Source organism: Geothrix sp., assembly GCF_030219325.1.
Lineage (GTDB): Bacteria > Acidobacteriota > Holophagae > Holophagales > Holophagaceae > Geothrix.
The window spans coordinates 730,225-752,970 of sequence record NZ_CP126625.1 but is presented as its reverse complement, the minus strand read 5'-3'; the positions used below and the strand labels follow the sequence as shown (position 1 = coordinate 752,970).

Here is a 22,746-nt window from a genome sequence, read left to right as displayed (position 1 = left end):
TTCCTCCGCGCACTCCGCGTCTCCGCGTGAACAACCCTAGGGCTTCACCGGCTCGCCCGCCTTCATCCGCAGCCATGAGGGCACGGTGGTGGCGCCGGTTTCGTGGCGGTAGAAGGCGGCGGTGATCTCGGCGCCCAGCAGGAGGATGGCGCAGCTGTAGTAGAGGAAGGTGAGGCCCGCCACGATGCCCAGCAGGGAGCCGTACATGATGCCCCAGGTGAGGGTGTGCTTCAGGTAGATGCCGAAGCCCCACTTGGCCAGCCACCACAGGGCCGTGGAGATGCCCGCACCCAGGAAGGCGTGGCGGAACTTCACGTGCAGGCGGGGGAGGTGCTGCAGCACCAGGGTCATCACCACCAGGCCGATCAGGGGCCCGAGGTAGGGCAGGAAGTCCGTCTGCCGGGCGGGGAAGATCTTGCGCAGGGCGCCGCCCAGCAGCACCGCCAGGAAGAAGACCGTGGCCAGCAGGCCGCCCACCAGGAAGATCACCTGGCGCAGCAGGTGGTTCTTGCGGGTCTGGCGGTGCTTCTTGATGCGCAGGCCGAACACGTGGGCCAGGCTGGTGTCCAGCTGGCTGATGCCCCAGTAGCTGCCGAAGAGCAGCACGATCCAGGAGAGCCCCATGCCACCAATCTTCTGGCTGTTGGCCACGGCATCGTAGACGAACTCCTTCGGGAGGAAGGGCACGATCTCCTGCAGGGTCTTCATGGTGGCGGGCCCGTAGGCGCGGCTGCCCAGAATGGCGCCCAGCAGCTTGAACAGCAGCGTGGACAGGGGCACCAGGCTGACGATGAGCCAGAAGCTGAGGCCCGCGGCGTAGCTCAGGCAGTCGTCCTTGTGGTACTTGCCGATCACTTCGAAGGTGAAGTGCCCCACGCGCCCCACGACGGGTACCGTCCGGGCGATCTCATTCCACAGGTCCACCGCGAGCCGCCAGGCCCGCTGCCAGCCCGCCTCGAGGGTGGCCCAGAGGCCCAGGACCTTCTCGACCACGGCGTCCCCCTAGAATCGAACGGGATGCCGGGGCAGGAGGTACATGAGCCAGGCCAGCGCCAGCCCGATGCCGATGAGCCCCGCCACGTGCTTCAGGATGGACGCCCGCGTCCGCTCCGGCCTGGTGGTCGGATGCAGCAGCCCCAGGACCACGGCGATGCCCAGGCCCATGACGAGGAAATGGAGGACGTGGCTGGAGAGAAAGCGCATGGATTCAGGTTAGCAGGCTGGAACGGCCTTCCCTACTGGGTCGCCGGATTCTCGCGGGCGGGGTTGGGGTGGCCCGCCACTTCCGGCCCCAGGGGCTCGGGCATGCGGGTGAGGGCCAACTGGATGACCTCGTCCATGTGGCTCACCAGGTGGATGCTCAGCTGCTCGCGAACCTCGGCGGGCACTTCCTCCAGGTGGCGGGCGTTCTCGCTGGGGATCAGCACGGCCTTGCGGCCCTGGCGGTGAGCCGCCAACAGCTTTTCCTTCAGCCCGCCGATGGGCAGCACGCGGCCCCTCAGCGTCAACTCGCCCGTCATGGCCAGGTCCGCCCGGGCGGGGATGCCCGTCAGCACGGAGATGAGGGCCGTGGCCAGGGTGATGCCGGCGCTGGGGCCGTCCTTGGGAATGGCACCTTCGGGCACGTGGACGTGCAGGTCCACCGTGTCGAGGAAGTCCCGCTTCAGGCCCAGGCGCTCGGCCCGGGCGCGGACGTAGCTCAGGGCCAGGTTGGCGCTCTCCTGCATGACCTCGCCCAGCTTGCCCGTGAGCTTGAGCACGCCCTTGCCCGGCAGCACGGCGGCCTCGATGGTGAGCAGGTCGCCGCCCGTGGGGGTCCAGGCCAGGCCGTTCACCAGCCCCGGCGGGGCCGTGTCCTCGGCACGGTGCTCCAGGATCTTCTCGGGTCCCAGCAGCTTGGGCACCCGCTCGGCGGTGATGACGGGATCGAAGGGCTCGCCCTTCTCGGGCTGCAGCGTGTGCCGTGCCAGCTTCCGGAGGATGTTGGCGATCTCGCGCTCGAACTGGCGCACGCCAGCCTCGCGGGTGTAGGCCTGCACGAGCTTCTCCAGGGCCGCGGTCTCGAAGTGCACGCCCATGCCCTTCATGCCGTGCCCTTCGAGGGCCCGGGGCAGCAGGTGCTGCTCTGCGATGGCCAGCTTCTCTTTGGTGGTGTAGCCGGACAGCTCCAGCACCTCCAGGCGGTCCTCCAGGGGCTCGGGGATCTGGTGGCGCACGTTGGCCGTGGCCAGGAACAGCACCTGGCTGAGGTCGAAGCCCAGGTCCAGATAGTGATCCTGGAAGGCCGCGTTCTGTTCGGGATCGAGCACTTCAAGCAGGGCGGAACTCGGATCGCCGCGGAAGTCCGAGGCCATCTTGTCGATCTCGTCCAGCAGCATGAGCGGGTTGCGGACCTTGGCCTTCTTCATGAGCGAAATGATGCGGCCGGGCATGGAGCCGATGTAGGTGCGACGGTGGCCGCGGATCTCCGCCTCGTCCCGCACGCCGCCCAGGGACAGCCGCACGAAGGGCCGGTTCAGGGCCCGGGCGATGCTGCGGGCCAGCGACGTCTTGCCCACGCCCGGCGGGCCGACGAGGCAGAGGATGGGGCCGCGGAGCGGGGCACGGTCGCCGGTCTCGCCCTCCTTCAGCGGCTCGTTGCGCAACCGCGCCATGACGGCCAGGTGCTCGAGGATGCGGGCCTTGATCTTGTCGAGGCCCGAGTGGTCCTCGTCCAGCACCCGCTCGGCCTCGGTGAGGTCGAGCCGCTCATCGGCCATGGCCTGCCAGGGCAGGGCGAGCAGCCAGTCCAGGTAGGTGCGGCTGACCGTGGCCTCGGCACTCTGGGGCGGCATGGCCTCCAGGCGCTCCAGCTCCTCCAGGGCCTTGGCCTTGGCCTCGACGGTCATGCCGGCGGCTTCGATCTGGTCCTTCAGGCGCGTGCCTTCGTCCTTCTCCTCCTTCTTGCCCAGCTCCTGCTGGATGACCCGCATCTTCTCGTTCAGCACGTACTGCTTGTGGTCCTGGTCCAGGCGCTGGCGCGTCTTCTCGTCCAGGGTGCGGTCCACCTCGGAGCGGGCGGCGTCGAGCTCCAGCAGCCGCATGAGCGACTCCAGGCGCGGGGCGATCTCCAGCTGATCGAGGATCTCCTGCTTCTGCTTCACCTCGGCGGGCACCAGCCCGGCCACGGTGTCGATGGCCTTGCCCAGGGCCAGCTCGCGGATCTGGTCCATGCTCAGCAGGCGGGAGGCGTCGGAGTTGCGGCCCAGGAAGGATTCCACGGCCTGGTGGAAGGGCTGGAGCGAGCCCCCGCCGGTCTGGGCGGGCTCGGGCAGCAGGTAGGCTTCGGCCTGGATGACCTCGCCGCTGTCGTCGTAACGGCGCAGGTTCACGCGGGCGATGCCTTTCACGCCCACCTTGTAGTAGTCCTTGGGCAGGGCGATGACCGATTCCACCAGGGCCAGGGTGCCGATGGCGAAGAGATCATCCTGGCCCGGCGTCTCCACCTTGGCGTCCTTCTGCGTCAGCATCAGGAGGTGGTCGCCGGCCTTGATGGCCAGCTCCAGCGTGCGCACCGAGGCCGACCGTCCCACCACGAAGGGCACCCGGGCCCCCGGGAACAGCACCATGTCCCGGATGGGAATGGCGGGCAGGGTGAGCGTCTTGGGGACGGCCAAGGAAGCCTCGATTCAGCCCGCGGCGGAGATCGGTTGGGAGGGAAGACCCATGACCTCTTCGACCTTCTGCCGGGTGATGCGCAGGGTTTCGCGGGAGGTGCGCTTGTCCGAGGGCAGCTCGTACATGGGCTCCAGGAGGATCTGCTCCACCAGGCTGCGGAGGCCGCGGGCGCCCAGCTTGCGGGTGAGGGCCTGCTCGGCGATGGCGTCGATGGCGCCCTCCTCGAAGCTCAGGTCCACGTCGTCCATGTCGAAGAGCTTCACGAACTGCTTGGTGATGGCGTTCTTGGGCTGGGTGAGGATGGCCACCAGGGCCTCCCGGTCCAGGGGGGCGAGTCCCGCCACGACGGGAAGGCGGCCCACCAGCTCGGGGATGAGGCCGAACTTGATGATGTCCTCGGGCTCCACCAGGCGGAGCATGTTCTCCTTGTCCTCCTTGGAGGAGGGCGTGGAGCCGAAGCCCACGGCCTTGGCGCGGATGCGCTGCTTGATGATGTCCTCGATGCCCACGAAGGCGCCGCCGCAGATGAACAGGATGTTGCTGGTGTCCAGCTGGATGAACTCCTGGTGCGGGTGCTTGCGGCCGCCTTGGGGCGGCACGTTGGCGACCGTTCCCTCCACCAGCTTCAGCAGGGCCTGCTGCACGCCCTCGCCGGACACGTCGCGGGTGATGCTGGGGTTCTCGCTCTTGCGGCCCACCTTGTCGATCTCGTCGATGAAGACGATGCCGCGCTGGGCCCGCTCCACATCGTAGTTGGCGGCCTGGAGCAGCTTGGTGAGGATGTTCTCCACGTCCTCGCCCACGTAGCCGGCCTCGGTGAGCGTGGTGGCATCGGCCATGGCCAGGGGCACGTCCAGGAAGCGGGCCAGGGTCTGGGCCAGCAGGGTCTTGCCGGTGCCCGTGGGGCCCAGCAGCAGGATGTTGCTCTTGGACAGCTCCACCTCGGTGGCGCCCAGGGCCTTCCGGGGCGTCAGGATGCGCTTGTAGTGGTTGTAGACCGCCACGCTGAGGCGCTTCTTGGCGGCCTCCTGGCCGATGACGTAGTCGTCCAGGAAGGACTTGATCTCCTTGGGCCGGCTGAGGCGGGCCTCGTGCTTGCCCAGGGGCTTGCCCTGGCGGCTCATGCGCAGCTGCAGCTGGCCGGCCTCCAGGCACTCGTTGCAGATGAAGGCTTCGGGACCCGCGAGGAGCTGCTCCACCTCATGGGGCTCTTTGCCGCAGAAGGAGCATTTCTGTTCGCGCTTGTACTTGTTCATTCGTGCTCCCGCTCGGGTGCGGCTCTAGGCTACATCGTGAATGGTCTTCAATTCCAGGATCTCGAAGCGCCGGACTCCCGCGGGGATCTGGACGCGGACCTCGTTGCCCTCCTCCTGGCCCACCAGCGCCATGCCGATGGGGGAGCTGATGCTGAGATGCTGGGGATGGCCATCCAGTTCCTCCGGAAGCACCAGCGTGTAGGTGAATTCCTCATCGGAATCCAGGTCCAGGATGGTGACTTTGGACCCGTAGGCGGCCCGGGATTTGGGCAGGCGGCTGATGTCCAGGCTGGCCACCTCCGAAATGCGCTTCTCGAGGGTGACGAGCTTGTTCTGGAACATGTCCCGCTTGGCCAGGGCCTGTTCATACTCCGCATTCTCGGATAGGTCGCCCTGGCCGGCCGCCCGGGCGATCTCCTGGGGGATGTCCACGAGCAGGGCCTGCTTGATGTCCTTGAGTTCCTTCTCGAGCTTGGCGAGCACGTGCTTGGGCATGGGGACTTCCGGGAAAGAAGGGTCAAAAAAAGGCGGGCCGTTCGGCCCGGTCAGACAGGAGAGGTTGGGATCGATTCTACCCACTCCGGGGGCGGAAGCGGAGCCGGAAGGGGGTCCCCCTCGCCGGGGCGGGTCTTGAAGCGGCGGTGCATCCAGAACCACCAGCGGGGGTCCTTCCGGATCTGGCCCTCGATGCGGGCGGTCATGAGCTGGGTGGCCACCCAGGCGTCCCGGGCCGCATCGCCGGTGACGGGCACCTCGAAGGGCGCCTCGAAGCGCACGGTGGTGGTGCCGTCCTCGTTGGGCCAGCTGAACACCGGCAGCACGGGCAGGCCGTAGCGGGCCGCGAGGCTGCCGGCGGTGCCGAAGGTGGAGGCCCACTGGCCCAGGAACCGCACCCACACGCCCATGGTGAGGGCGTCCTGGTCCAGCAGGAAGCCCACGCCTCGCCCGGCCTTGAGAGAACGGAGCGTCTCCCGCATGGCCCCGTCCTTGAGGATCACACGGTTGCCGAAGCGGGTGCGGAAACCCAGGGAGATGGGCTCCAGCAGGGGGTTGTCCAGCTCCCGGCCGATGGCATCGATGGTGCGGCCGTGGCGGCTCTGGGCCAGGGCCACCGCCTCCCAGTTGCCGTAGTGGCCCGTGAGCTGGATGAAGCCCTTGCCGGAGGCCTGGGCGGCGTCGAAATGTTCCAGCCCCTCGACCTTGATCCAGCGGTCGAGCTCCTCGGGCGTGGCGTGGCGCAGGCGGAGCAGGCTGATGAACAGGGATCCGAAATGCCGGAAGCAGGCCTTGGCCATGGCCCGGGTCTCGGCCTCCGTCAGGCCGAGTTCCGCGAAACGCAGGTTCTCCCGGACGATGCGGCGGTGCCTGGGGTCAGCCAGGTAGAAGAGCTCGCCCGCAGCCTCGCCCAGGGCCTGGACCGTGGCCCAGGGCAGCCGGCCCAGGACGCCGTCCAGCAGGCGGAAGACGCCGTACTCCAGGCGGTGCCGGAGGGTCGGGGCGGAGGTGGGGGTGGGGGTCAGATCGGCCATAAAAAAAGGGGCGCCTCGGTGACGAGGCGCGAGGATGAAGCTTAGCAGCAACCAGATTCAGGAGTCATTGCTGAACCATTTCAAGACTTGCGATTCCACCCAGGCGGGATGGCGCCTGTCAGGCCCCATCCCGGGATAGGGGCATGGTCATGCAGCGCGGCCCGCCCCGGGCCCGGCTCAACTCACCGGCCTGGATCTGGACCAGGTACTTGCCCCCATCCAGCAGGTCCAGGGTGGGATCGGTCAGCACCTCCTGGGCCGTCACCACGTGGTAGCCGGCCTGGTCCAGGGCCGCCGCCGTGGCGATGTTGCGGCCGTAGCTGGTGATGACGCCGGGGGCCAGGCAGAAGGCGTTGGCGCCATCGGTCCACTGCTCCCGCTGCTGCATGATGGGGTCCAGGCCGCCGCAGAAGATGGGCTTCAGGTCGATGCCGAGGGTCTTCAGCGCCTTGAGCAGGCTGGGCTGGGTGCTCATGCGCAGCTCCTGGTGGCGCAGGTCGATGCTGGTCACGTTCAGCAGCTCCCGGCTGCCCTCGCGGAAGTAGGGCGGGAAGACCAGGCACTCGTCCTCGCTGGTGCGGGTGAAGATCGTATCCAGGTGCATGGCGCTGCGCTTGCTCGGCATGAGCACCATGAGCAGGTGGTCGAAGCTGGCGTTGTCCTCGGCGTGGTGGGCCCGCAGGCTCTCGGCCAGCTGGTGGATGGCGTCGGCCTGGGTGCGCTCGCTGCAGCCCACGGCCAGCACCTTGTGGCTGAGCACCAGGATGTCCCCGCCTTCCAGGCTCACGGGGGCCTTGATCTCGCCGCGCACCAGGGGCGTCACCTGGTCGAACCACTTGTCGTGGTCCGTGTGGTGCTTCAGGCGCGGGTGGTGGCGGAAGACGTAGCTGAGGATGAGCGGCTCGCGCTCCCGGGCCCAGGTGGCCATGGAGTTCACGCTGTAGCCGTCGCCGATGACCGAGGCCGGGTCCCGCATGAACAGCAGGTTCGGGATGGGGCGCACCCGGTAGTCGAACTCCTCCTCCCAGCGCGTGTGGCCCGGCATGTCGTCCCAGGGCAGGCCCCCGATGACGCTGCGGGCCACGTCCGCCGGGCCCATGTCGCGCAGCAGGTTGCAGGTGTCGTCCGGCAGTCCCACCAGGCGCCGCAGGTCCTCGATGAAGCCCAGCTTCACACCCTCGTCCTGGAGCGCATCGGTGAAGAGGTCCTGGATGTCCAGCACCTCGTCGGCCACCTTGGCCAGCACCTGCCTGAACTGGCCGTGCTCGTACCGGGCCAGGTCGCCGTGGAGGATGTCATCGAAGAGGAGCTTCTCCATCATCCCGGGCACCATCAGGTCCACCTCAGGGCCGGGGTTGTGCACCACCACCTGCCGGAGCCGGGCGGTCTCGGAAAAAACGGAGAGCTGGATGGGCTGCATGGGGGTCCTTGTAACCTCGCAGATTACCACGAGAAGCGCGTCCCCACTGAGTCTGGAAACCTCAGTTGACCCTCGGGTTTCATATTCTTTACTGAATTGGTCGGATATTTTCCTTGAACGCCTCCGGGGCCCGCCGTAGCCTGATTATTCCCATCGAACCCAAGGGGCAAGTCCCCGCTAAGGAGGCACCAATGGCCGCATTCGTCACTCAGCCCGCACCCGACTTCAAGGCCGACGCCCTCGTCAACGGCGAGTTCAAGCAGATCTCGCTGTCCGACTACAAGGGCAAGAAGGTCGTCCTGTTCTTCTACCCCCTCGACTTCACCTTCGTCTGCCCCACCGAGATCCTGGCCTTCGCCGACGCGCTCAAGGAGTTCGAGGCCCGCAACACCCAGGTCATCGGCGTGAGCGTCGACTCCAAGTTCAGCCACCACGCCTGGGTGAACACCCCCCGCAAGGACGGCGGCATCCAGGGCGTCACCTTCCCCCTGGTCTCGGATCTGAACAAGACCATCGCCCAGGACTACAACGTGCTGCTGCCCATCGGCATCGCCCTGCGCGGCCTGTTCATCATCAACAAGGACGGCATCCTGAAGCACATCACCGTGAACCACAACGACCTGGGCCGCAGCGTGGAGGAAGTCCTGCGCCTCCTGGACGCCGTGGACTTCAGCGAAGAGCACGGCGAAGTCTGCCCTGCCAACTGGCACAAGGGACAGAAGGCCATGAAGCCGAACGCGGAGGGTCTGAAGGCCTACGTGGCTTCCAAGTAGATCGTCAGAGAACGAACGGAGCGGGCGCCGACAGGCGCCCGCGGCGTGTACGCAGAGGCGGAATGGCCTTCGGGGCCATGACCATCCGACCGAAACGCAGTGAAGGGAGGATAGGGCCGCATCGGCGCAGCCGATGGCGGGGGCAAAGCCCCGAGGGCCGAAGGCCCGAGCCAGGCCGACTTCCGACGGTCTTAAGGCCTACGTGGCTTCGAAGTAGATCGCCGGAGAGCGAGCGAAGCGGGCGCCGAAAGACGCCCGCTTTTGTTTCATACTCCGGAAGCACCCGTTTCCGGAGCCATGTGGACACCACCGCACATAGAGCCCGCGTCATCGTCCTGGGCGGCGGGATCTCCGGCCTCCTGGCGGCCTGGCACCTGCAGCGGCGCGGCCGGGAGGTCGAGGTCTGGGAGGCCGCTTCGGCCGTGGGCGGGTGGGCGCAGACGCTGGCCTGGCCGGGCCCGCAGGGCGAACCGGGCTGGCTGGAGCGTGGGCCCCAGGGCCTCCGGGTGGCCCGGGAAGGGGCCCTGGCGCGCCTGCTGCTGGAGCTGGATCTGGAGCCGTACCCGACCGGGCCCAAGGGCCCCCGCTGGCTGGGCAAGGACGGACGGCGGCACCCCGGCCCGGCCACCTTTGGCGGCCTCCTGCGCGCGCCGGGGCTCAGCCTCGGCGAGAAGCTGCGCATGCTGGCGGAACCCCTGATTCCGGCGCGAACAGATCCCGATGAAACCCTGCACGCCTTCTTCGCCCGCCGCCTCGGTGCCGGCTTCGCCCGGGAGCTGCTGCCGGCCCTGGTGGGTGGCGTGCTGGCGGCTCCGCCCGAGCGCCTGGGCCTGGACGCTTTCCCGCGCCTGCGTCAGCTGGATGCCCACGGGGGCCTGCTGTTGGGCGGCCTCCGGCTGGGCGCGGAGCGCACGCGCCTGCTCCCGGGCGGTACCGGCACCCTGGCCCGGAGCCTCGCGGAACGCCTGGGCTGCGTGCGGACGGGGACTCCCGTTCAGACCCTGGAAGTCCTGCCCGGCGGGCGCTGGCGGGTGCGCGGCGAGGGCCTCGCCTCGGAGGCGGACGCCGTGGTGGTGGCCCTGCCCTCGCGTCAGGCCGCATCACTCCTGGCCCCGGTCTCGCAGGAGGCGGCCCGCCTCCTGGAGGGAATTCCATCCCTGGACCTCCGCGTCTGGCACAGCCGCCATGCCCCGGTGCCCGGCTGGGAGCGGGGCTTCGGGCTGCTCGTCCATCCCCCCGAAGGGCGCGGCCTGCTGGGGGCCGTGGCCTTCGCCGAGGACGACCCCCGGGGCGTGCCCGGTCTGCTCCAGGTGCGAACCTATCTCGGCGGCACGTACCCGGTGGCCCCCGAATTGGATGGGTGGCCCGGCGTCTTCGGCGAGTTGCGCCGCTGGCTGCCAGAGCTGCCGGAGGCCATCCAGGTGCGGGAGGAGGCCTGTCCCGGCGCCTTCCCCCTGCTGGAACCCGGCCACGGGGGACGGGTGGCGCGGCTGGTCCAGGCCCTGCCTCCGGGCCTGCACTGGGTGGGCGCCGCACGCTTCGGCCCCGGCCTCCCGGAGCTCACCGAGGGCCTGGAAGCCTGGGCAGGGGCCCCGCTCCCCTGAGGGCGGTTCCCGGTCCGCTGGGCAGAAACACCGCATCGCGGCGGGATCGCCGAATGGTTAACCTGCTGGCACCCCCAGCTTCGATCTCATCCACCTTCGCGAGGTCCGGTTTGTCGCAGGCCAAGGAATACCAGCCGGTCCCACCCGCCTTCCACCAGCCCCGGGGCTGGGCCTGGCGGGCCCTCGGACGGCGCTACCTGGAACTGGCCGGCTGGCGGATCGAGGGCGCCTTCCCCGCCGATCCCAAGTACGTTCTCATCGTGGCGCCCCACACTTCCAACTGGGACTTCGTGGTGGGCGTGGCCGTGGCCTTCGCGGTGGAGCTGCGAGCCTCGTGGCTGGGCAAGCACTCGCTGTTCCGCGCCCCTTTCGGCTCCTTCCTGCGCTGGCTGGGCGGCATCCCCGTGGATCGCAGCGCCAGCCATGGCGTGGTCGGCGCCTGCGTGCACGCCTTCGAGTCGGCCCCCGCCCTCATGCTCGCCCTGGCCCCCGAAGGCACGCGCAAGGGCGCGAGCCAGTGGAAGAGCGGCTTCTACCGCATCGCCGTGGCGGCGCGCGTCCCCATCCTGCCCGTGGGCTTCGACTACCGGGAGCACGTGATCCGGCTGATGCCCCTGTTCCACCCCAGCGGGGACCTGGACCGGGACCTGCCGCTCATCCAGGCCCTGTACGAGCACGTGCATGGACTGCGGGAGCGACCCGCCGCGAGCTAGGGTCTGCCCAAAAAGCCCACCGCGAATGCCGCGAATCGCCCTTTGGGCGCGCGAAGGTGGAACGAGCATTCTTCCGCCTCCGATCACGGGGCGGATTCGCCGGCTCCTAAAGGCCGGTAGCGCCGCCCCGTGATCGGCCAGCCACGCGGGGCGCGGCTGGTGGCCGAAGGCCCAGGCGGCCCATCCACCGCGGATTCGCGTCCATTCGCGGCATTCGCGGTTCCATGCTTTCAGCTCAAGTGGTGCCTCGTCGCAGGGGCATAGGGTCTGTTTTCAAATTGGAAGTGAGCCGCGACGCCGACCCTCATTTCAGCGCGAAGGCCACCACCGCGCCCTTGGCCTGCCCGGTGTTCACTTCGAAGACCCGGGCGGGGTCGGCCTTGGCGGTGTCCAGCAGCCAGGCGAGGACCCGCTTGACGCGCGCGTCCGCCAGCTGGGCCAGGTCCGCGGGATCCACCTTGAGGGTGCCCAGCAGGCGCTGCTCCATCTCGGCCACGGGCGGCGGCGGGGTCGGCTGGACGCCCTTCGCCTCCTTCGGGGGCGGGAAGGCGGCCTCGTGGGCGGCCTTGACCCAGCGCTCGCGCTCCGCGGCGGGAACGGGCTGTTCTTCAGCGGATTTGAGCGTGGCCATGCGGGTGCGCCGCAGCAGCGCCTCCAGGGCGGCCTTCCGCAGGGCGGCGCCATCCTGGTCGGCGTCCACGGCGCCCTCGGCGTCGAGGCGCAGCTCGGGCCGCTCCTGCAGCGCCTTGGCCAGGGCCTGGAGCTTGGGCGTGGCCGCAGCCTCCAGGCTGCTGGAGCCCGGCGCGAAGGCCAGGCTGCTCAGGTCCCCCGCATCACTGCCGAAGAGCTTGCCGATGAGCGTGAAGGGCGAGGTGGCGATCTTGCCCAGGAGCCCGAAGACGGCCTTCCACACGAGCTTGCCGTACTTGACGTCGGGATCATCCAGGCTGCCCTCGATGGGCAGGTCGAAGGCGATGACGCCCTTGCGGTCGCGGAGGATGGCCAGGCCCAGCTTCACGGGAAGGCCCGTGGCATCGGGGCTCTGCACCTTCTCACCCAGGTAGAACTGGTCGAGCTTCACGGCATTCTCGGCCTTGAGGTTGCGGTGGTCGATGCGCAGGCGGGCGTCCACGTTCAGCTTGCCCTTCTGCACGGTGTAGCCCAGGTACTTGCCCGTGTAGGGCGTGAAGTCCGTGAGGTCGGCGCCCAGGATCTTCAGGACCACGTCGGTGTCCAGGTCGTTGCGCAGGGGCATGGCGTGGCCCTGGATGGTGATGGGCGCGAGCCCGCCGGCCTTGCCGCGGAAGTCCACCTTGGAGGCGGCGTCGGGGCGGCTGGACAGGCCCAGGTACGAGCCCTCCAGGTCACTCAGCACCAGGGCGGCGCTGGGTTGCACGGAGCGGTCGATGAAGCTGAGGCGGCCGCCCGTGATGCCCAGCTTCGCAATGCCCAGGTCCGGCGCCGAGGCGGGCGTGGCGGGCAGCACGGCGGCAGCCGGGGAGGCGGGCTTGCCGGCGGGCGCCAGGCGCAGGGCCCGGGCCACGTTGGTGCTGCCGTCCGGCTGCACCACCACACGACCCTCGGGATCGATCCAATCCACGGCCTGGATGGCCACGGCCAGGGGCGCGGTGCGGAGGTCGGCACCCGAGAGCCGCAGCTGCTTCCAGCGGAGGAAGGGCTCGTTCAGGAGGGCATCGCGCACCTCCAGCCCAAGGACGGAGGCGCCGCCCAGGAAGGTGAGGCCGTCCGACTTCCGTCCTTCGAAGGCGAAATGCAGGCGGCCGTCCACGCCCAGCTTCCCGGAGGCAACGCGCAGGTCCAGCGCCGAGTCCAGGTAGGGATCCCAGGTGCCCAGGTCCAGGCCCTCGGCCTTGAGGCTGAGGTCGCCGCTGGCCTTGAGGGGCGCGAGGCTGCCCTCCAGCTTCAGCGAGCCCGCCGCCAGCTTGAGGTCCAGCGAAGCCTTGCCGGAAGCCGCGGGATCCAGGGACAGGTCCTGCCAGTGCAGGTTCAGGTCCGTGGCCTCCACCTTCACGGGCCGTGCCAGGCCCAGGTCCTCCCAGCCCAGGCGGAAGCCCCGCAGGGCCAGGTCGCGGATGAGCAGCTTGAAGGGCTTCTCATCCTCCTTCTTCACCTTGGGCTTCGTCGGCGCGAAGAGCCGCGCCAGATTCAGGCCGCCCTCCTTGGCTTTCTGAATCCGCACCACGCCCTGTTCCGCACGGATGGCGCCCACCTCCATGGACGATGCCAGCAGGTCCAATCTGCCGTTCTGGACCTCCAGCAGGGGCAGCTCCACGGCGGGTTCGGCCACGCCACGCTCCGCCAGCTTCACGTCCCTGAGGGTGAGCCCCAGGTCGGAGAGCTCCACCACGTGGTGGTCCTTCCCCCACTCGAGGCGATACTGGGAACGGACCGCGGCGGTCCCGCTGCGGATCTCCGTGGCGACCTGCTCCTGCTCGTAGGGCCGGTACTTGGGCAGGGAGATGTTCTCCACCACCAGGCTGCCCTTCGAGGCGAAGGGCTGGAAGCCCAGGTCGCCCTTCCAGACGAGGTGCTCCTTCGCCTCGGTCCAGGCCTCCAGCGCGACGCCGCTGCGGTGGCCCACCTCGGTGCGCAGTCCCTCGAGGGTGAAGGAGATGGGGCCCACCACCGTCTGGAAGGGCGCGGTCCCGGAGCGGTCCTGGAACTCCACCCGGCCCCCGCGCAGGGCGAAGCGGCGCACATCCAGGATCCAGGCCGGTTCCTTCGCCGGGGCCGCCGCTACGGGCTTGCCGTCGCCTTCCAGCAGATCCTGGAAGTTGAGGCGTCCCCTGGCATCCAGCGTCGCCCGGAAGGTGAGGCCATCCACCTCGATGGTGGAGAAGGCCACGGTGTGCCCCAGGAGGCGCCAGACATCGTAGTTCACGTAGAGGTGGCGGAGGGTGATCCAGTCGCCCCCCTCGCGCTCGGCCACCCGCAGCCCCTCCAGGGTGGTCCCGAAGGTGAAGGGGTTGAAGCGCAGCTTCGCCAGGGTGACGGGGCGCTTCAGGGCCTCCGTCGCCGCCCGCTCGATCCGGGGCCGCGCCAGGGCGGGGATGAGGAAGAAACCCGCCAGGAGCCAGAGCCCGTAGATGGTCGCCAGGACCAGGAGCAGGCGCCGCCAACGACGGAAAAAGGTCGAAAGGAAGGCTGGTATGGACATGGGAAAAGCATAGACCCATTGGACATCTGTGACCGGGGACACCTCCCCCTTTCAAGGGACGGGGAACGGGGCTATCCTCCCTGGGTCGCGGTAGGGCCAGGACTGCCACCATCGAGCGTGTCGGCCCGCCGCTGGACCGAAAGGCATAGTGTCATGGCGACACGGCGTGTGGTGATCCTGGGGGCCGCGGGACGCGACTTCCACAACTTCAATACCGTCTACCGGGACAATCCGGACTTCGAAGTGGTGGCCTTCACCGCCACCCAGATCCCCGACATCGCGGGCCGCAAGTACCCCGCCGTGCTGGCCGGGAAGCTCTACCCCCAGGGCATCCCCATCTTCGATGAGTCCGAGCTGGTGGACGTCATCCAGAACCTGAAGCCCGACGTCGCCGTCTTCTCCTATTCCGACGTCCTGCACACCACCGTCATGCACTTGGCGAGCCTCTGCATCGCCCACGACGTGGACTTCGAGCTGCTGGGCGCCGACAAGACCATGATCCAGGCCAAGGTGCCGGTCATCGCCATCACTGCGGTCCGCACCGGTGCGGGCAAGAGCCAGACCACCCGCTACATCAGCAACATCCTGAAGAGCCTCGGCAAGAAGGTCGTGGCCATCCGCCATCCCATGCCCTACGGCGACCTGGCCAAGCAGGCCTGCCAGCGCTTCGCGGAATACGCCGACCTCGACAAGCACGAGTGCACCATCGAGGAGCGCGAGGAGTACGAGCCGCACATCGACAACGGCTTCGTCATCTACTCCGGCGTGGACTACGAGCAGATCATCCGCAGCGCCGAGAAGGAAGCGGACGTGATCCTCTGGGACGGCGGCAACAACGACCTGCCCTTCTACAAGTGCGATCTCCACATCGTCGTCGCCGATCCCCTGCGGACGGGCCACGAGATGCTGTACCACCCCGGCGAAGCCAACTTCCGCATGGCCGACATCATCCTCATCAACAAGTGCGATTCCGCCAAGGAAGAGGACATCAAGGCCATCGAGGAGAATGCGAAGAAGGTCAACCCCAAGGCCGTGGTCATCCGCGCCACCAGCCCGGTCACCTGCACCAAACCCGAGATGGTCAAGGGCAAGAACGTGCTCATCATCGAGGACGGCCCGACCCTCACCCACGGCTCCATGACCTATGGCGCCGGCGTGGTGGCCGCCAAGAACTGTGGCGCCGCCAAGATCGTGGACCCCCTGCCCTATGCCGTGGCGTCCATCGCCGCCACCTACAAGAAGTACCCCAACGCCCAGGGCATTCTGCCCGCCATGGGCTACGGCGAGGCCCAGATCAAGGACCTGGAGGCCACCATCGAGGCCACCCCCTGCGACGTCGTGCTCTCCGCCACGCCCATCGACATCACCCGCGTCCTCAAGGTGAACAAGCCCATGCTGCGGGCCACCTACGACCTGGCGGAGGTCAAGGTCGGCCAGCTGGAGACCGAGGTCAAGAAGGCGCTGTCGGTGCTGGTTTCGCTTACGTAGGGCCGTATGGCTCGGGGCGCTGCGCGCCCCGAGTTAGGAAAAAATCAAGAACGATATGAATTCGTGGTTTCGTGGACGGCCCAGTGGATTCGCTGGGCCGTCTGTTTCCCTATTCCTTCCACTTCAATCAGGGCCTCGAGATTGGCCATCATCACACCCTCGATGGTCCCGAACCGCTCAAGCAGTCGGAGGGCTCGCTTCGGACCGACATTGGGAATGCCCGTAAGGATGTAGACCTGACGGGCCCGCTTCCCATGGATGCGTACCGGGCGCCGGATGGCGACCTTTGCCTGTGAATGGAGCTGCCGGGCCGTGAAGAGGATCAGCCGGGCTGTTTCCTCTTCGCTCTGCGAGCGCAAGACAGGAATGCCAAATCCAATCGCCAAGGCCAGAAGCGCGCCTTGAATTCCATCACGGGTTACGCCTGCCCCTCGCCATTCCTGAGGTTGCCCCTCAAGGATCAGAAAGGCCCTGAAGGGTGAGGATGCGAGCCTGTTGGCCTGGCTGAACAGGCGTCCCTGCCGAAGGCTCTCCAGAAAATCCCGCACACGCTTCCGCTCCAATACGGCCTTTCCTTCGATCAGGTAATCCCCCGTCCGAAGTCGCTTCACCATAATGGACACATCCTTCATCGCCGCCAATTGGGCCGCCACAGCCGATCCCCGAGCCTCTCGATCATCGACCCAGACCCGGATCTGCGGACCGCCAGAACCTCCATTCATCACGCCACCTCATGGAAGGGATTTGACGTGTTCATGCCCCAGACGCATTACCCTAACTCGGAATGGGGCAGGGGCCCCATTCCGAGCCAAGCTGGAGCCCCCATGACGAACCTCTTCCGCCCCCTGCAACTCCGTGGTGTGACGCTGCCCAACCGCATCGCCGTGTCGCCCATGTGCCAGTACTCGTCCCAGGACGGCCTGCCCAATGACTGGCACCTGGTCCACCTCGGCGGCCTAGCCCAGGGCGGGGCCGGACTGGTCTTCACGGAGGCGGCGGCCGTGCTGCCCGAGGGTCGCATCAGCCCCGAGGACCTCGGCCTCTGGAACATGGCCCAGGCCGAGGGCCTGGCCCACAGCGTCCACTTCATCAAGGCCCAGGGCGCCGTACCCGGCATCCAGCTGGCCCACGCGGGCCGCAAGGCCTCGGCCTTCGCCCCCTGGAAGGGCAGCGGCAGCGTGCCTCCCGCCGCCGGGGGCTGGACGCCCGTGGCCCCCAGCGCCCTGCCCTTCGACGCGGGCTGGACCGTGCCCACGGCCCTCGATGAGGCCGGGATCCTGGCCGTCATCGAGGCCTTCATGGACGCGGCCCGCAAGGCCCTGGCCGCGGGCTTCCAGGTGATCGAGGTCCACGCCGCCCACGGCTACCTGCTGCACCAGTTCCTCTCACCCCTTTCGAACCAGCGCACCGATGCGTACGGCGGCTCCTTCGAGAACCGCACACGCCTGGTCCGCGAGATCGTCGGCGCCCTGCGCAACATCCTGCCCGAGGAGCTGCCCCTCCTCGTGCGAATCTCCGCCACGGATTGGGTGGATGGTGGCTGGGACCTGGACCAGTCGGTGGCCCTGGCCCTGGAGCTCAAGGCCCTGGGCGTGGACCTGGTGGACTGCTCCTCGGGCGGCCTGTCGCCCCTGCAGAAGATCGCCCTGGGGCCCGGCTACCAGGTGCCCTTCGCGGCCCGCATCCGCACCGAGGCGGGCCTGCCCACGGGTGCCGTGGGCCTCATCACCGAGCCGGAGCAGGCCGAACAGATCCTCGCCGAGGGCGCCGCCGACCTGGTGCTGCTGGCCCGCCAGCTGCTGCGCGAACCCCGCTGGCCCCTGCGCGCCGCGCAGGCCCTCGGCGTCGAGGTGCCCTGGCCCGCCCAGTACGCCCGGGCCGCGAAGGGGTCCGTGCCGCTGAGACAGCCAAGGGTCTGAAGCCGCCTCACAGCGCCCGGAACAGCGTCAACACGCGCACTTCGTCGGCGCCGCCCGCCCGCAGCGCCTGGGCGCAGCGGAGCAGGGTGGTGCCCGTGGTCCAGACGTCATCCACCAGGAGGATGAGGCCCCTGGGCGCGGCCCCGCGGCGCAGGCCGATGGCCCGTTTCGGCAGCCGGCGGCGCTGGGATTCCGTGCGCGAGGCCTGCCGCCCGCGAAGCCAGCCCTTGGCCAGCAGAGGTGTGAAAGGGCGGTCGAGGCGCCCGGCCACCAGCCGGGCCGCCTCGGCGCTGAGGTCGAAGCCGCGGAGCAGGCGGTGGGGCCAAGCGCTGGGTGCCGCGGTCACGCAGTCCACCTCGGCCGCCCAGTCCGGTAGCGGACCGCGGAGCACGCGGCCCAGCAGCGCCTTCCGCCAGCCGGCCTCGCCCTGCTTGATGCCGGGCAGGAGCAGGGCCCCCAGGGGCGGGCGTCCGCCGTGGTAGTCCCAGAGCGCATCCCCGCAGTCCCAGGCCGTGGCCTCGGGACAGTCCGCCTCGGCATGCACCAGGGCACAACGGGGGCAGCGCCCTTCGGGCAGGGGCAGCAGCCCGCCCCAGCAGCGGCCGCAGAGGCCCGCCTCGGCGCCTTCGCCCACGGGCCCCAGGCAGCCCCGGCAGGGAAGCAGGGACCTCCGCGCCAAGGCGAGGCGCGACCTCAGGGCATCGGGAAGCATGGGGCATCATATCTGCTAGCATCGCCGGGAGCCCCACTTGGCAGTCCCCTCCTGGAACATCCTTCCGGGTTCCAACCTACCGGATCGCATGGAGTCTTGTTCATGTCGAACGAACCGCGCACCGAGTCCCAATTGTTCGCCCGCAAGCCCCTGGCCCTCCTCCTGGAGGAGGCCAAGGGGGAGAACCGCCTCCGCCGCGTCCTCGGCCCCGTGCAGCTCACGGCCCTGGGCATCGGGGCCATCATCGGCGCGGGCATCTTCGTGGCCACCGGCGCCGCGGCGCACAACATCGCCGGCCCCTCGCTGATGGTGTCCTACGTCATCGCGGGCATCACCTGCATCTTCGCGGCCCTCTGCTATGCGGAATTCGCCGCCATGGTGCCCGTGGCCGGCTCGGCCTACACCTACGCCTACGCCACCCTGGGCGAACTCTTCGCCTGGATCATCGGCTGGGATCTCATCCTGGAATACGGCGTGTCCAGCGCGGCCGTGGCGACTGGCTGGTCCGCCTACTTCCAGAGCGCCGTCAGCAAGGTCGGCATCCACATTCCGAAGCTGCTGAGCGAATCTCCGTGGAAGTACGACCCCAGCAACGGGCACTTCGCCGCCACGGGCGCCATGGTGAACCTGCCCGCGCTCATCATCGTGGCCATCATCACGGCCATCCTCGTGAAGGGCATCCAGGAGAGCGCCACCTTCAACGGCGTCATGGTGGCCATCAAGGTGGCGGCCGTGCTCTTCGTCATCGGCGTGGGCGCCTTCTTCATCAACACCACCAACTGGCATCCCTTCGCGCCCTTCGGCTGGACCGGCATCAGCTTCTTCGGGCACCGGGTGGCGGGCATGGTGGATGGCGGCGGCGCGCCCATCGGCACCATGGCCGGCGCGGCCATCATCTTCTTCGCCTACATCGGCTTCGATTCGGTATCGACCCACGCGGAAGAAGCCAAGAACCCCCAGCGCGACGTGCCCATCGGCATCATCGTCTCCCTGCTGGTCTGCACCGTGCTCTACATCGCCGTGGTGGCCGTGCTGACGGGCATGGTGAAGTTCGACCAGCTGGACATCAACGCCCCCGTGTCCACTGCCTTCAAGCAGAAGGGCATCGGCTGGGCCGAAGGGCTCATCGCCACCGCCGGCGTCAGCGGCATCACCTCCGTGCTGCTGGTCATGATGCTCAGCGGCCCCCGCGTGTTCCTGGCCATGGCCCGGGATGGCCTGCTCCCCAAGGCCACCTTCGGCGACGTGCACCCGAAGTTCCGCACGCCCTGGAAGTCCACCATCCTCGTCGGCCTCTTCGTGGGCGCCCTGGCGGGCTTCCTGCCCATCGACGCCCTGCTGCACCTGGCCAACATCGGCACCCTGCTGGCCTTCGTCATCGTCTGCGCCGCCGTGCTCATCATGCGCAAGAAGCACCCCGAAGCCGAGCGCCCCTTCCGCTGCCCCTGGGTGCCCGTCGTGCCCATCATGGGCGTGCTGACCTGCCTCATGCTCATGTTCTCCCTGCCCGTGGCCAACTGGTGGCGGCTCATCGCCTGGCTGGCCCTCGGCTTCATCATCTATTTCGCCTACGGCAGGAAGCACAGCGTCATGCGGCACAACGCCAGCTAGGGGACGGGCCATGTCGCTCTGGACGGACCTGACCCCCTCGAAGCGCTGCGATTGGATCGACCAGCTGCGGGGCTGGGCGGTGATCGTGATGATCGAGGTCCACGCGGTGAACGTGTGGCTGCAGGCCGGCCTGCGCCCGGACTGGCTGAACTACCTGAACGGCCTGGTGGCGCCCAGCTTCACCATGGCGGCGGGCTACAGCCTGGTGATCTCCACCTTCCGCACCGATGGCACCCTGCGCCCCTTCTGGCCCGACACCGCCCGGCGCCTGGGCTTCATCCTGCTCTGCGCCTACGCCCTGCACGCGCCGGGCATCACGGCCGCCGACTGGACCGTGCTCAACACCGCGCAGAAGGCCCGGGAGCTGTTCAAGATCGACGTGCTGCAGTGCATCGTCTTCTCGCTGCTGATCCTGCAGCTCCTGGCGCGGCTGGTGCGCAACCCCCGCCTCTTCACCGGCCTGGCGCTCCTCATCGCCATCTTCGTGCCGCTGATCTCGCCCTCGCTCTGGGCCACGGGCGTGGCGGACGGCCTCTGGCTGCCCCTCCGCGGCCTCTTCAACGGCAACCCCGACCGCGGCGTGCAGGCCCTCTTCCCGCTGTTCCCCTGGATCGCCTTCCCGGCCTTCGGCGCCTTCCTGGGGGGCCTCTACCGGCACTTCCGCGTGGAGCCCGTCGATGGGAAGGCCCGCTGGAGCGAACCCCGCTTTCTCGTGGCCCTCGCCGTCGTCGGCGCGGCCCTCCTGGCCTGGGGCTCCTCCGCCCAGCACGCCTGGCTCTGGGGCGGCCAGTGGGTCCAGCAGAACGGCGTCTGGTTCCTGCAGAGCCGCTCCGGCGCCTTCACCTACAGCGAGCTGGGCGGCATCGCCAACGCCACGCTCCCCAGCGTCGCCGGGCGCCTGGGCTTCATCCTGCTGGGCGGATCCCTCATGGGTGCCGTGGAGCTGGTGCGGCCCAAGTGGAGCGGGCCGAACCCCATCAAGGCCGCCAGCGCCGAGTCCCTGCTGCTCTACATGCTTCACCTCAACATGATCTTCAGCGTGCTGCTGGCGCCTGCGGTCATCGGCCTCACGGGCTGGGGCTGGGGCAGCCTGGGCTGGACGGGCACCCTGGTGATGACCGCCCTGATCATCGGCCTGAACCTCTGGGCCGGCGTGGCCTGGCAGCAGGTGCGGCACACGCCGGATCTCATGCGCCGCCTCCAGCACCGGGCCGTGGCCGTGCTGGGCGTGTGGTTCGTGCTGGGCGGCTGGTGGACCTTCCGCCACTTCCTCCAGAGCCCCGAGCTGGCCAAGGAGCCCTACCGCTTCCTCAACGCCGCCCGGGTCCGCAAGGGCCTGCCACCCACACCCGACGGCCTCTGCCGCGATCCCCAGGAGTACTTCCGCGAGGCGGAGCGGCTGAAGCTGCACCTCGGCGAAGGCGCCCGGGCCGAGGCCGCCCGCCTCATCGAGTCCCGCCGGGAAACGCGCTAGAATCCTCTGGATAATGGCTGAATCCGGCGGCAGCGCCACCCCAACCTGGTTCCTCTTCGCCGCCCTGGCGGTGGGGCTCTACCGCTGCGCCATGGCGATCCTGCTGTCGGCCTTCCACGCCCTGCCCTCCCTGCAGCGGCGCCGGCTCCTGGAAGAGGAGACCATCACCGACCCGCGGCTGGCGGAGCTTCTGGAGCGACCCCGGAGCCTGGGCATGGGCCTGGAGTTCTGGAACCAGCTGCTGCTTCTCGTCCTGGTGGCCCTGCTGTGGCCGGTCCACCAGGCCCTGCCCGGCGGCGCCTGGACCCTGGGACTCCTGGTCCTGGCGGGCCTCTGGCTGCTGGACCTGCTCCTTCCGGCCCTGCTCGCCTCGCGCGATCCCGCCCTCTGGCTGGTGCAGCTCTACCCCCTCTACGGTCCGGCCCAGGTCCTCCTCGGCCCCCTGGTCAACCCCCTGGCACGGATGATCGACCGCCGCCACGCGCTGGAGCGGGCCAAGGACGACGATGACGAGGAGACCACCGAGGAGGCCGTCACGGCCCTCCTGGAGGAGGGCGAGGCGGAGGGCATCCTCGAGGCCGAGGACCGCGAGCTCATCCGCAACGTGGTCACCTTCGGCGACACCGTGGTGCGCGAGGTGATGACGCCCCGCACGCGCATCGTGGCCCTGCCCCTCACGGCCAGCATCGGCGAGGCCTGGGCGGCCTTCACCGAGAGCCGCCACTCGCGCCTGCCCGTGTACGACGGCAGCATCGAGCAGGTGCGCGGCGTGCTGCTGCTCAAGGACCTGATGCAGCTGGCGGACGGGGCGAAGCCGCCCCTCGCCACCCTGCTCAAGCCCGCCCACTTCGTGCCCGAGAGCAAGCCCGTGGCCGAGCTGCTGCGCGACCTCCAGCGGGCCCGCACCCAGCTGGCCCTGGTGGTGGATGAGTTCGGCGGCGTGTCGGGCCTGGTCACCATGGAGGACCTGCTGGAGGAGGTCTTCGGCGAGATCCAGGACGAGCATGAGGCCCCCGCCGGACTGCTCGAGCAGGCCCCCGGCGTGTGGCTGGTGGCGGGCCATTCCCACGTGGAGGACGTGGCCGAGACCCTGGGCTTCACCTGGGAGCGCAACGGCTTCGACACCCTGGCCGGCCTCGTCATGGCCAGCCTGGGCCATGTCCCCCGGCCCCAGGAGTCCGTGGAGGTCGAGGGCGCCCGCCTGACCGTGCTGCGGATGGAGGGCACGCGCATCGTGCAGGTGCGGGTGGAGCGGATCTAGCCGACCGCCGGATCGCAGAGCGCCCTGCGGGGCAGGGCGGCGGAGCAAGGATCCGGCGAGGAGGTTATGCCACGGGCCTGCTCGCGGAGCTTCCCTCCGCGAGCTAGGAAAAGCATGGAACCGCGAAGCCGTTCCCGACGTCCTGCCGCTA

At 68.9% G+C, this 22,746-nt stretch carries 18 protein-coding genes; 8 read left to right on the top strand and 10 right to left on the bottom strand.

Features of this window, described 5'->3' with window-relative positions; all coding sequences use genetic code 11:
* Positions 1-36: 36 nt before the first annotated feature.
* From QOZ81_RS03345 to QOZ81_RS03315, 7 genes are all read right to left on the bottom strand, one after another.
* Positions 37-993: a YihY/virulence factor BrkB family protein gene (locus QOZ81_RS03345; RefSeq protein ID WP_300715341.1), complete on the bottom strand. Its 957-nt coding sequence runs from the start codon at positions 991-993 to the stop codon at positions 37-39.
* Positions 994-1,002: 9 nt separating this feature from the next.
* Positions 1,003-1,203 carry a hypothetical protein gene (locus tag QOZ81_RS03340; protein WP_291201638.1) on the bottom strand — a complete coding sequence of 67 codons (201 nt, stop codon included), beginning with the start codon at positions 1,201-1,203 and terminating at the stop codon, positions 1,003-1,005.
* Positions 1,204-1,235: 32 nt separating this feature from the next.
* A complete protein-coding gene (lon, locus tag QOZ81_RS03335) occupies positions 1,236-3,656 on the bottom strand; it encodes an endopeptidase La (protein WP_300715340.1) in 2,421 nt (806 codons plus the stop codon).
* A 12-nt stretch (positions 3,657-3,668) separates the two neighbouring features.
* Entirely contained in the window at positions 3,669-4,913 is a 1,245-nt protein-coding gene (gene clpX, locus QOZ81_RS03330; RefSeq protein ID WP_291201642.1) for an ATP-dependent Clp protease ATP-binding subunit ClpX, read from the bottom strand.
* 24 nt (positions 4,914-4,937) lie between these two features.
* A complete protein-coding gene (locus tag QOZ81_RS03325) occupies positions 4,938-5,408 on the bottom strand; it encodes a GreA/GreB family elongation factor (protein ID WP_291201644.1) in 471 nt (156 codons plus the stop codon).
* Positions 5,409-5,458: 50 nt separating this feature from the next.
* A complete protein-coding gene (locus tag QOZ81_RS03320) occupies positions 5,459-6,442 on the bottom strand; it encodes a lysophospholipid acyltransferase family protein (protein WP_291201646.1) in 984 nt (327 codons plus the stop codon).
* Between the two features lie 118 nt (positions 6,443-6,560).
* On the bottom strand, positions 6,561-7,862 hold the full coding sequence (locus QOZ81_RS03315; protein ID WP_291201650.1) for an arginine deiminase: 1,302 nt from the start codon (positions 7,860-7,862) through the stop codon (positions 6,561-6,563).
* Between the two features lie 191 nt (positions 7,863-8,053).
* On the opposite strand from QOZ81_RS03315, the gene QOZ81_RS03310 reads away from it, so the two are divergent.
* The 3 genes from QOZ81_RS03310 (at position 8,054) to QOZ81_RS03300 (ending at position 10,952) form a co-directional block, all read left to right on the top strand.
* Positions 8,054-8,635, top strand: coding sequence for a peroxiredoxin (locus QOZ81_RS03310; RefSeq protein WP_291201653.1), 582 nt, complete (start codon positions 8,054-8,056; stop codon positions 8,633-8,635).
* Positions 8,636-8,934: 299 nt separating this feature from the next.
* Entirely contained in the window at positions 8,935-10,239 is a 1,305-nt protein-coding gene (locus QOZ81_RS03305; RefSeq protein ID WP_291201656.1) for a protoporphyrinogen/coproporphyrinogen oxidase, read from the top strand.
* 53 nt (positions 10,240-10,292) lie between these two features.
* Entirely contained in the window at positions 10,293-10,952 is a 660-nt protein-coding gene (locus tag QOZ81_RS03300; protein WP_291201659.1) for a 1-acyl-sn-glycerol-3-phosphate acyltransferase, read from the top strand.
* A gap of 304 nt (positions 10,953-11,256) precedes the next feature.
* Here QOZ81_RS03300 and QOZ81_RS03295 read toward each other — a convergent pair whose 3' ends face one another.
* Positions 11,257-14,130, bottom strand: a complete 2,874-nt coding sequence (locus tag QOZ81_RS03295) for a DUF748 domain-containing protein (RefSeq protein WP_291201661.1) — start codon at positions 14,128-14,130, stop codon at positions 11,257-11,259.
* A 153-nt stretch (positions 14,131-14,283) separates the two neighbouring features.
* Here QOZ81_RS03295 and QOZ81_RS03290 point away from each other — a divergent pair, with 153 nt between their 5' ends.
* Positions 14,284-15,618 carry a cyclic 2,3-diphosphoglycerate synthase gene (locus QOZ81_RS03290; RefSeq protein ID WP_291201663.1) on the top strand — a complete coding sequence of 445 codons (1,335 nt, stop codon included), beginning with the start codon at positions 14,284-14,286 and terminating at the stop codon, positions 15,616-15,618.
* A gap of 44 nt (positions 15,619-15,662) precedes the next feature.
* Here the strand turns inward: QOZ81_RS03290 and QOZ81_RS03285 are convergent, their stop codons facing one another.
* Positions 15,663-16,340 (bottom strand): ERCC4 domain-containing protein, encoded by a 678-nt coding sequence (locus tag QOZ81_RS03285; protein ID WP_291201665.1) that lies wholly within the window; start codon positions 16,338-16,340, stop codon positions 15,663-15,665.
* Positions 16,341-16,442: 102 nt separating this feature from the next.
* On the opposite strand from QOZ81_RS03285, the gene QOZ81_RS03280 reads away from it, so the two are divergent.
* Entirely contained in the window at positions 16,443-17,537 is a 1,095-nt protein-coding gene (locus QOZ81_RS03280) for an NADH:flavin oxidoreductase/NADH oxidase (RefSeq protein WP_291201667.1), read from the top strand.
* A gap of 7 nt (positions 17,538-17,544) precedes the next feature.
* Here the strand turns inward: QOZ81_RS03280 and QOZ81_RS03275 are convergent, their stop codons facing one another.
* The gene (locus QOZ81_RS03275; RefSeq protein WP_291201669.1) at positions 17,545-18,249 is read right to left on the bottom strand and encodes a ComF family protein; all 705 of its coding nucleotides are present in this window, start codon (positions 18,247-18,249) and stop codon (positions 17,545-17,547) included.
* A 102-nt stretch (positions 18,250-18,351) separates the two neighbouring features.
* Between QOZ81_RS03275 and QOZ81_RS03270 the strand changes: the two genes are divergently transcribed.
* From QOZ81_RS03270 to QOZ81_RS03260, 3 genes are read left to right on the top strand one after another with little or no spacing between them, the layout of a single operon-like run.
* Positions 18,352-19,860, top strand: coding sequence for an amino acid permease (locus QOZ81_RS03270; protein WP_291201672.1), 1,509 nt, complete (start codon positions 18,352-18,354; stop codon positions 19,858-19,860).
* A gap of 10 nt (positions 19,861-19,870) precedes the next feature.
* A complete protein-coding gene (locus QOZ81_RS03265) occupies positions 19,871-21,334 on the top strand; it encodes a heparan-alpha-glucosaminide N-acetyltransferase domain-containing protein (protein ID WP_291201675.1) in 1,464 nt (487 codons plus the stop codon).
* Positions 21,335-21,347: 13 nt separating this feature from the next.
* On the top strand, positions 21,348-22,595 hold the full coding sequence (locus tag QOZ81_RS03260) for a hemolysin family protein (protein ID WP_291201678.1): 1,248 nt from the start codon (positions 21,348-21,350) through the stop codon (positions 22,593-22,595).
* Positions 22,596-22,746 lie beyond the last annotated feature (151 nt).

Coding starts and splice junctions, on each gene's coding strand:
- QOZ81_RS03340 (WP_291201638.1), bottom strand. CDS start 1,203: ATGCGCTTTCTCTCCAGCCACGTCCTCCATTTCCTCGTCATGGGCCTG.
- clpX (WP_291201642.1), bottom strand. CDS start 4,913: ATGAACAAGTACAAGCGCGAACAGAAATGCTCCTTCTGCGGCAAAGAG.
- QOZ81_RS03325 (WP_291201644.1), bottom strand. CDS start 5,408: ATGCCCAAGCACGTGCTCGCCAAGCTCGAGAAGGAACTCAAGGACATC.
- QOZ81_RS03320 (WP_291201646.1), bottom strand. CDS start 6,442: ATGGCCGATCTGACCCCCACCCCCACCTCCGCCCCGACCCTCCGGCAC.
- QOZ81_RS03315 (WP_291201650.1), bottom strand. CDS start 7,862: ATGCAGCCCATCCAGCTCTCCGTTTTTTCCGAGACCGCCCGGCTCCGG.
- QOZ81_RS03310 (WP_291201653.1), top strand. CDS start 8,054: ATGGCCGCATTCGTCACTCAGCCCGCACCCGACTTCAAGGCCGACGCC.
- QOZ81_RS03300 (WP_291201659.1), top strand. CDS start 10,293: ATGGTTAACCTGCTGGCACCCCCAGCTTCGATCTCATCCACCTTCGCG.
- QOZ81_RS03295 (WP_291201661.1), bottom strand. CDS start 14,130: ATGTCCATACCAGCCTTCCTTTCGACCTTTTTCCGTCGTTGGCGGCGC.
- QOZ81_RS03290 (WP_291201663.1), top strand. CDS start 14,284: ATGGCGACACGGCGTGTGGTGATCCTGGGGGCCGCGGGACGCGACTTC.
- QOZ81_RS03285 (WP_291201665.1), bottom strand. CDS start 16,340: ATGAATGGAGGTTCTGGCGGTCCGCAGATCCGGGTCTGGGTCGATGAT.
- QOZ81_RS03280 (WP_291201667.1), top strand. CDS start 16,443: ATGACGAACCTCTTCCGCCCCCTGCAACTCCGTGGTGTGACGCTGCCC.
- QOZ81_RS03275 (WP_291201669.1), bottom strand. CDS start 18,249: ATGCTTCCCGATGCCCTGAGGTCGCGCCTCGCCTTGGCGCGGAGGTCC.
- QOZ81_RS03270 (WP_291201672.1), top strand. CDS start 18,352: ATGTCGAACGAACCGCGCACCGAGTCCCAATTGTTCGCCCGCAAGCCC.
- QOZ81_RS03265 (WP_291201675.1), top strand. CDS start 19,871: ATGTCGCTCTGGACGGACCTGACCCCCTCGAAGCGCTGCGATTGGATC.
- QOZ81_RS03260 (WP_291201678.1), top strand. CDS start 21,348: ATGGCTGAATCCGGCGGCAGCGCCACCCCAACCTGGTTCCTCTTCGCC.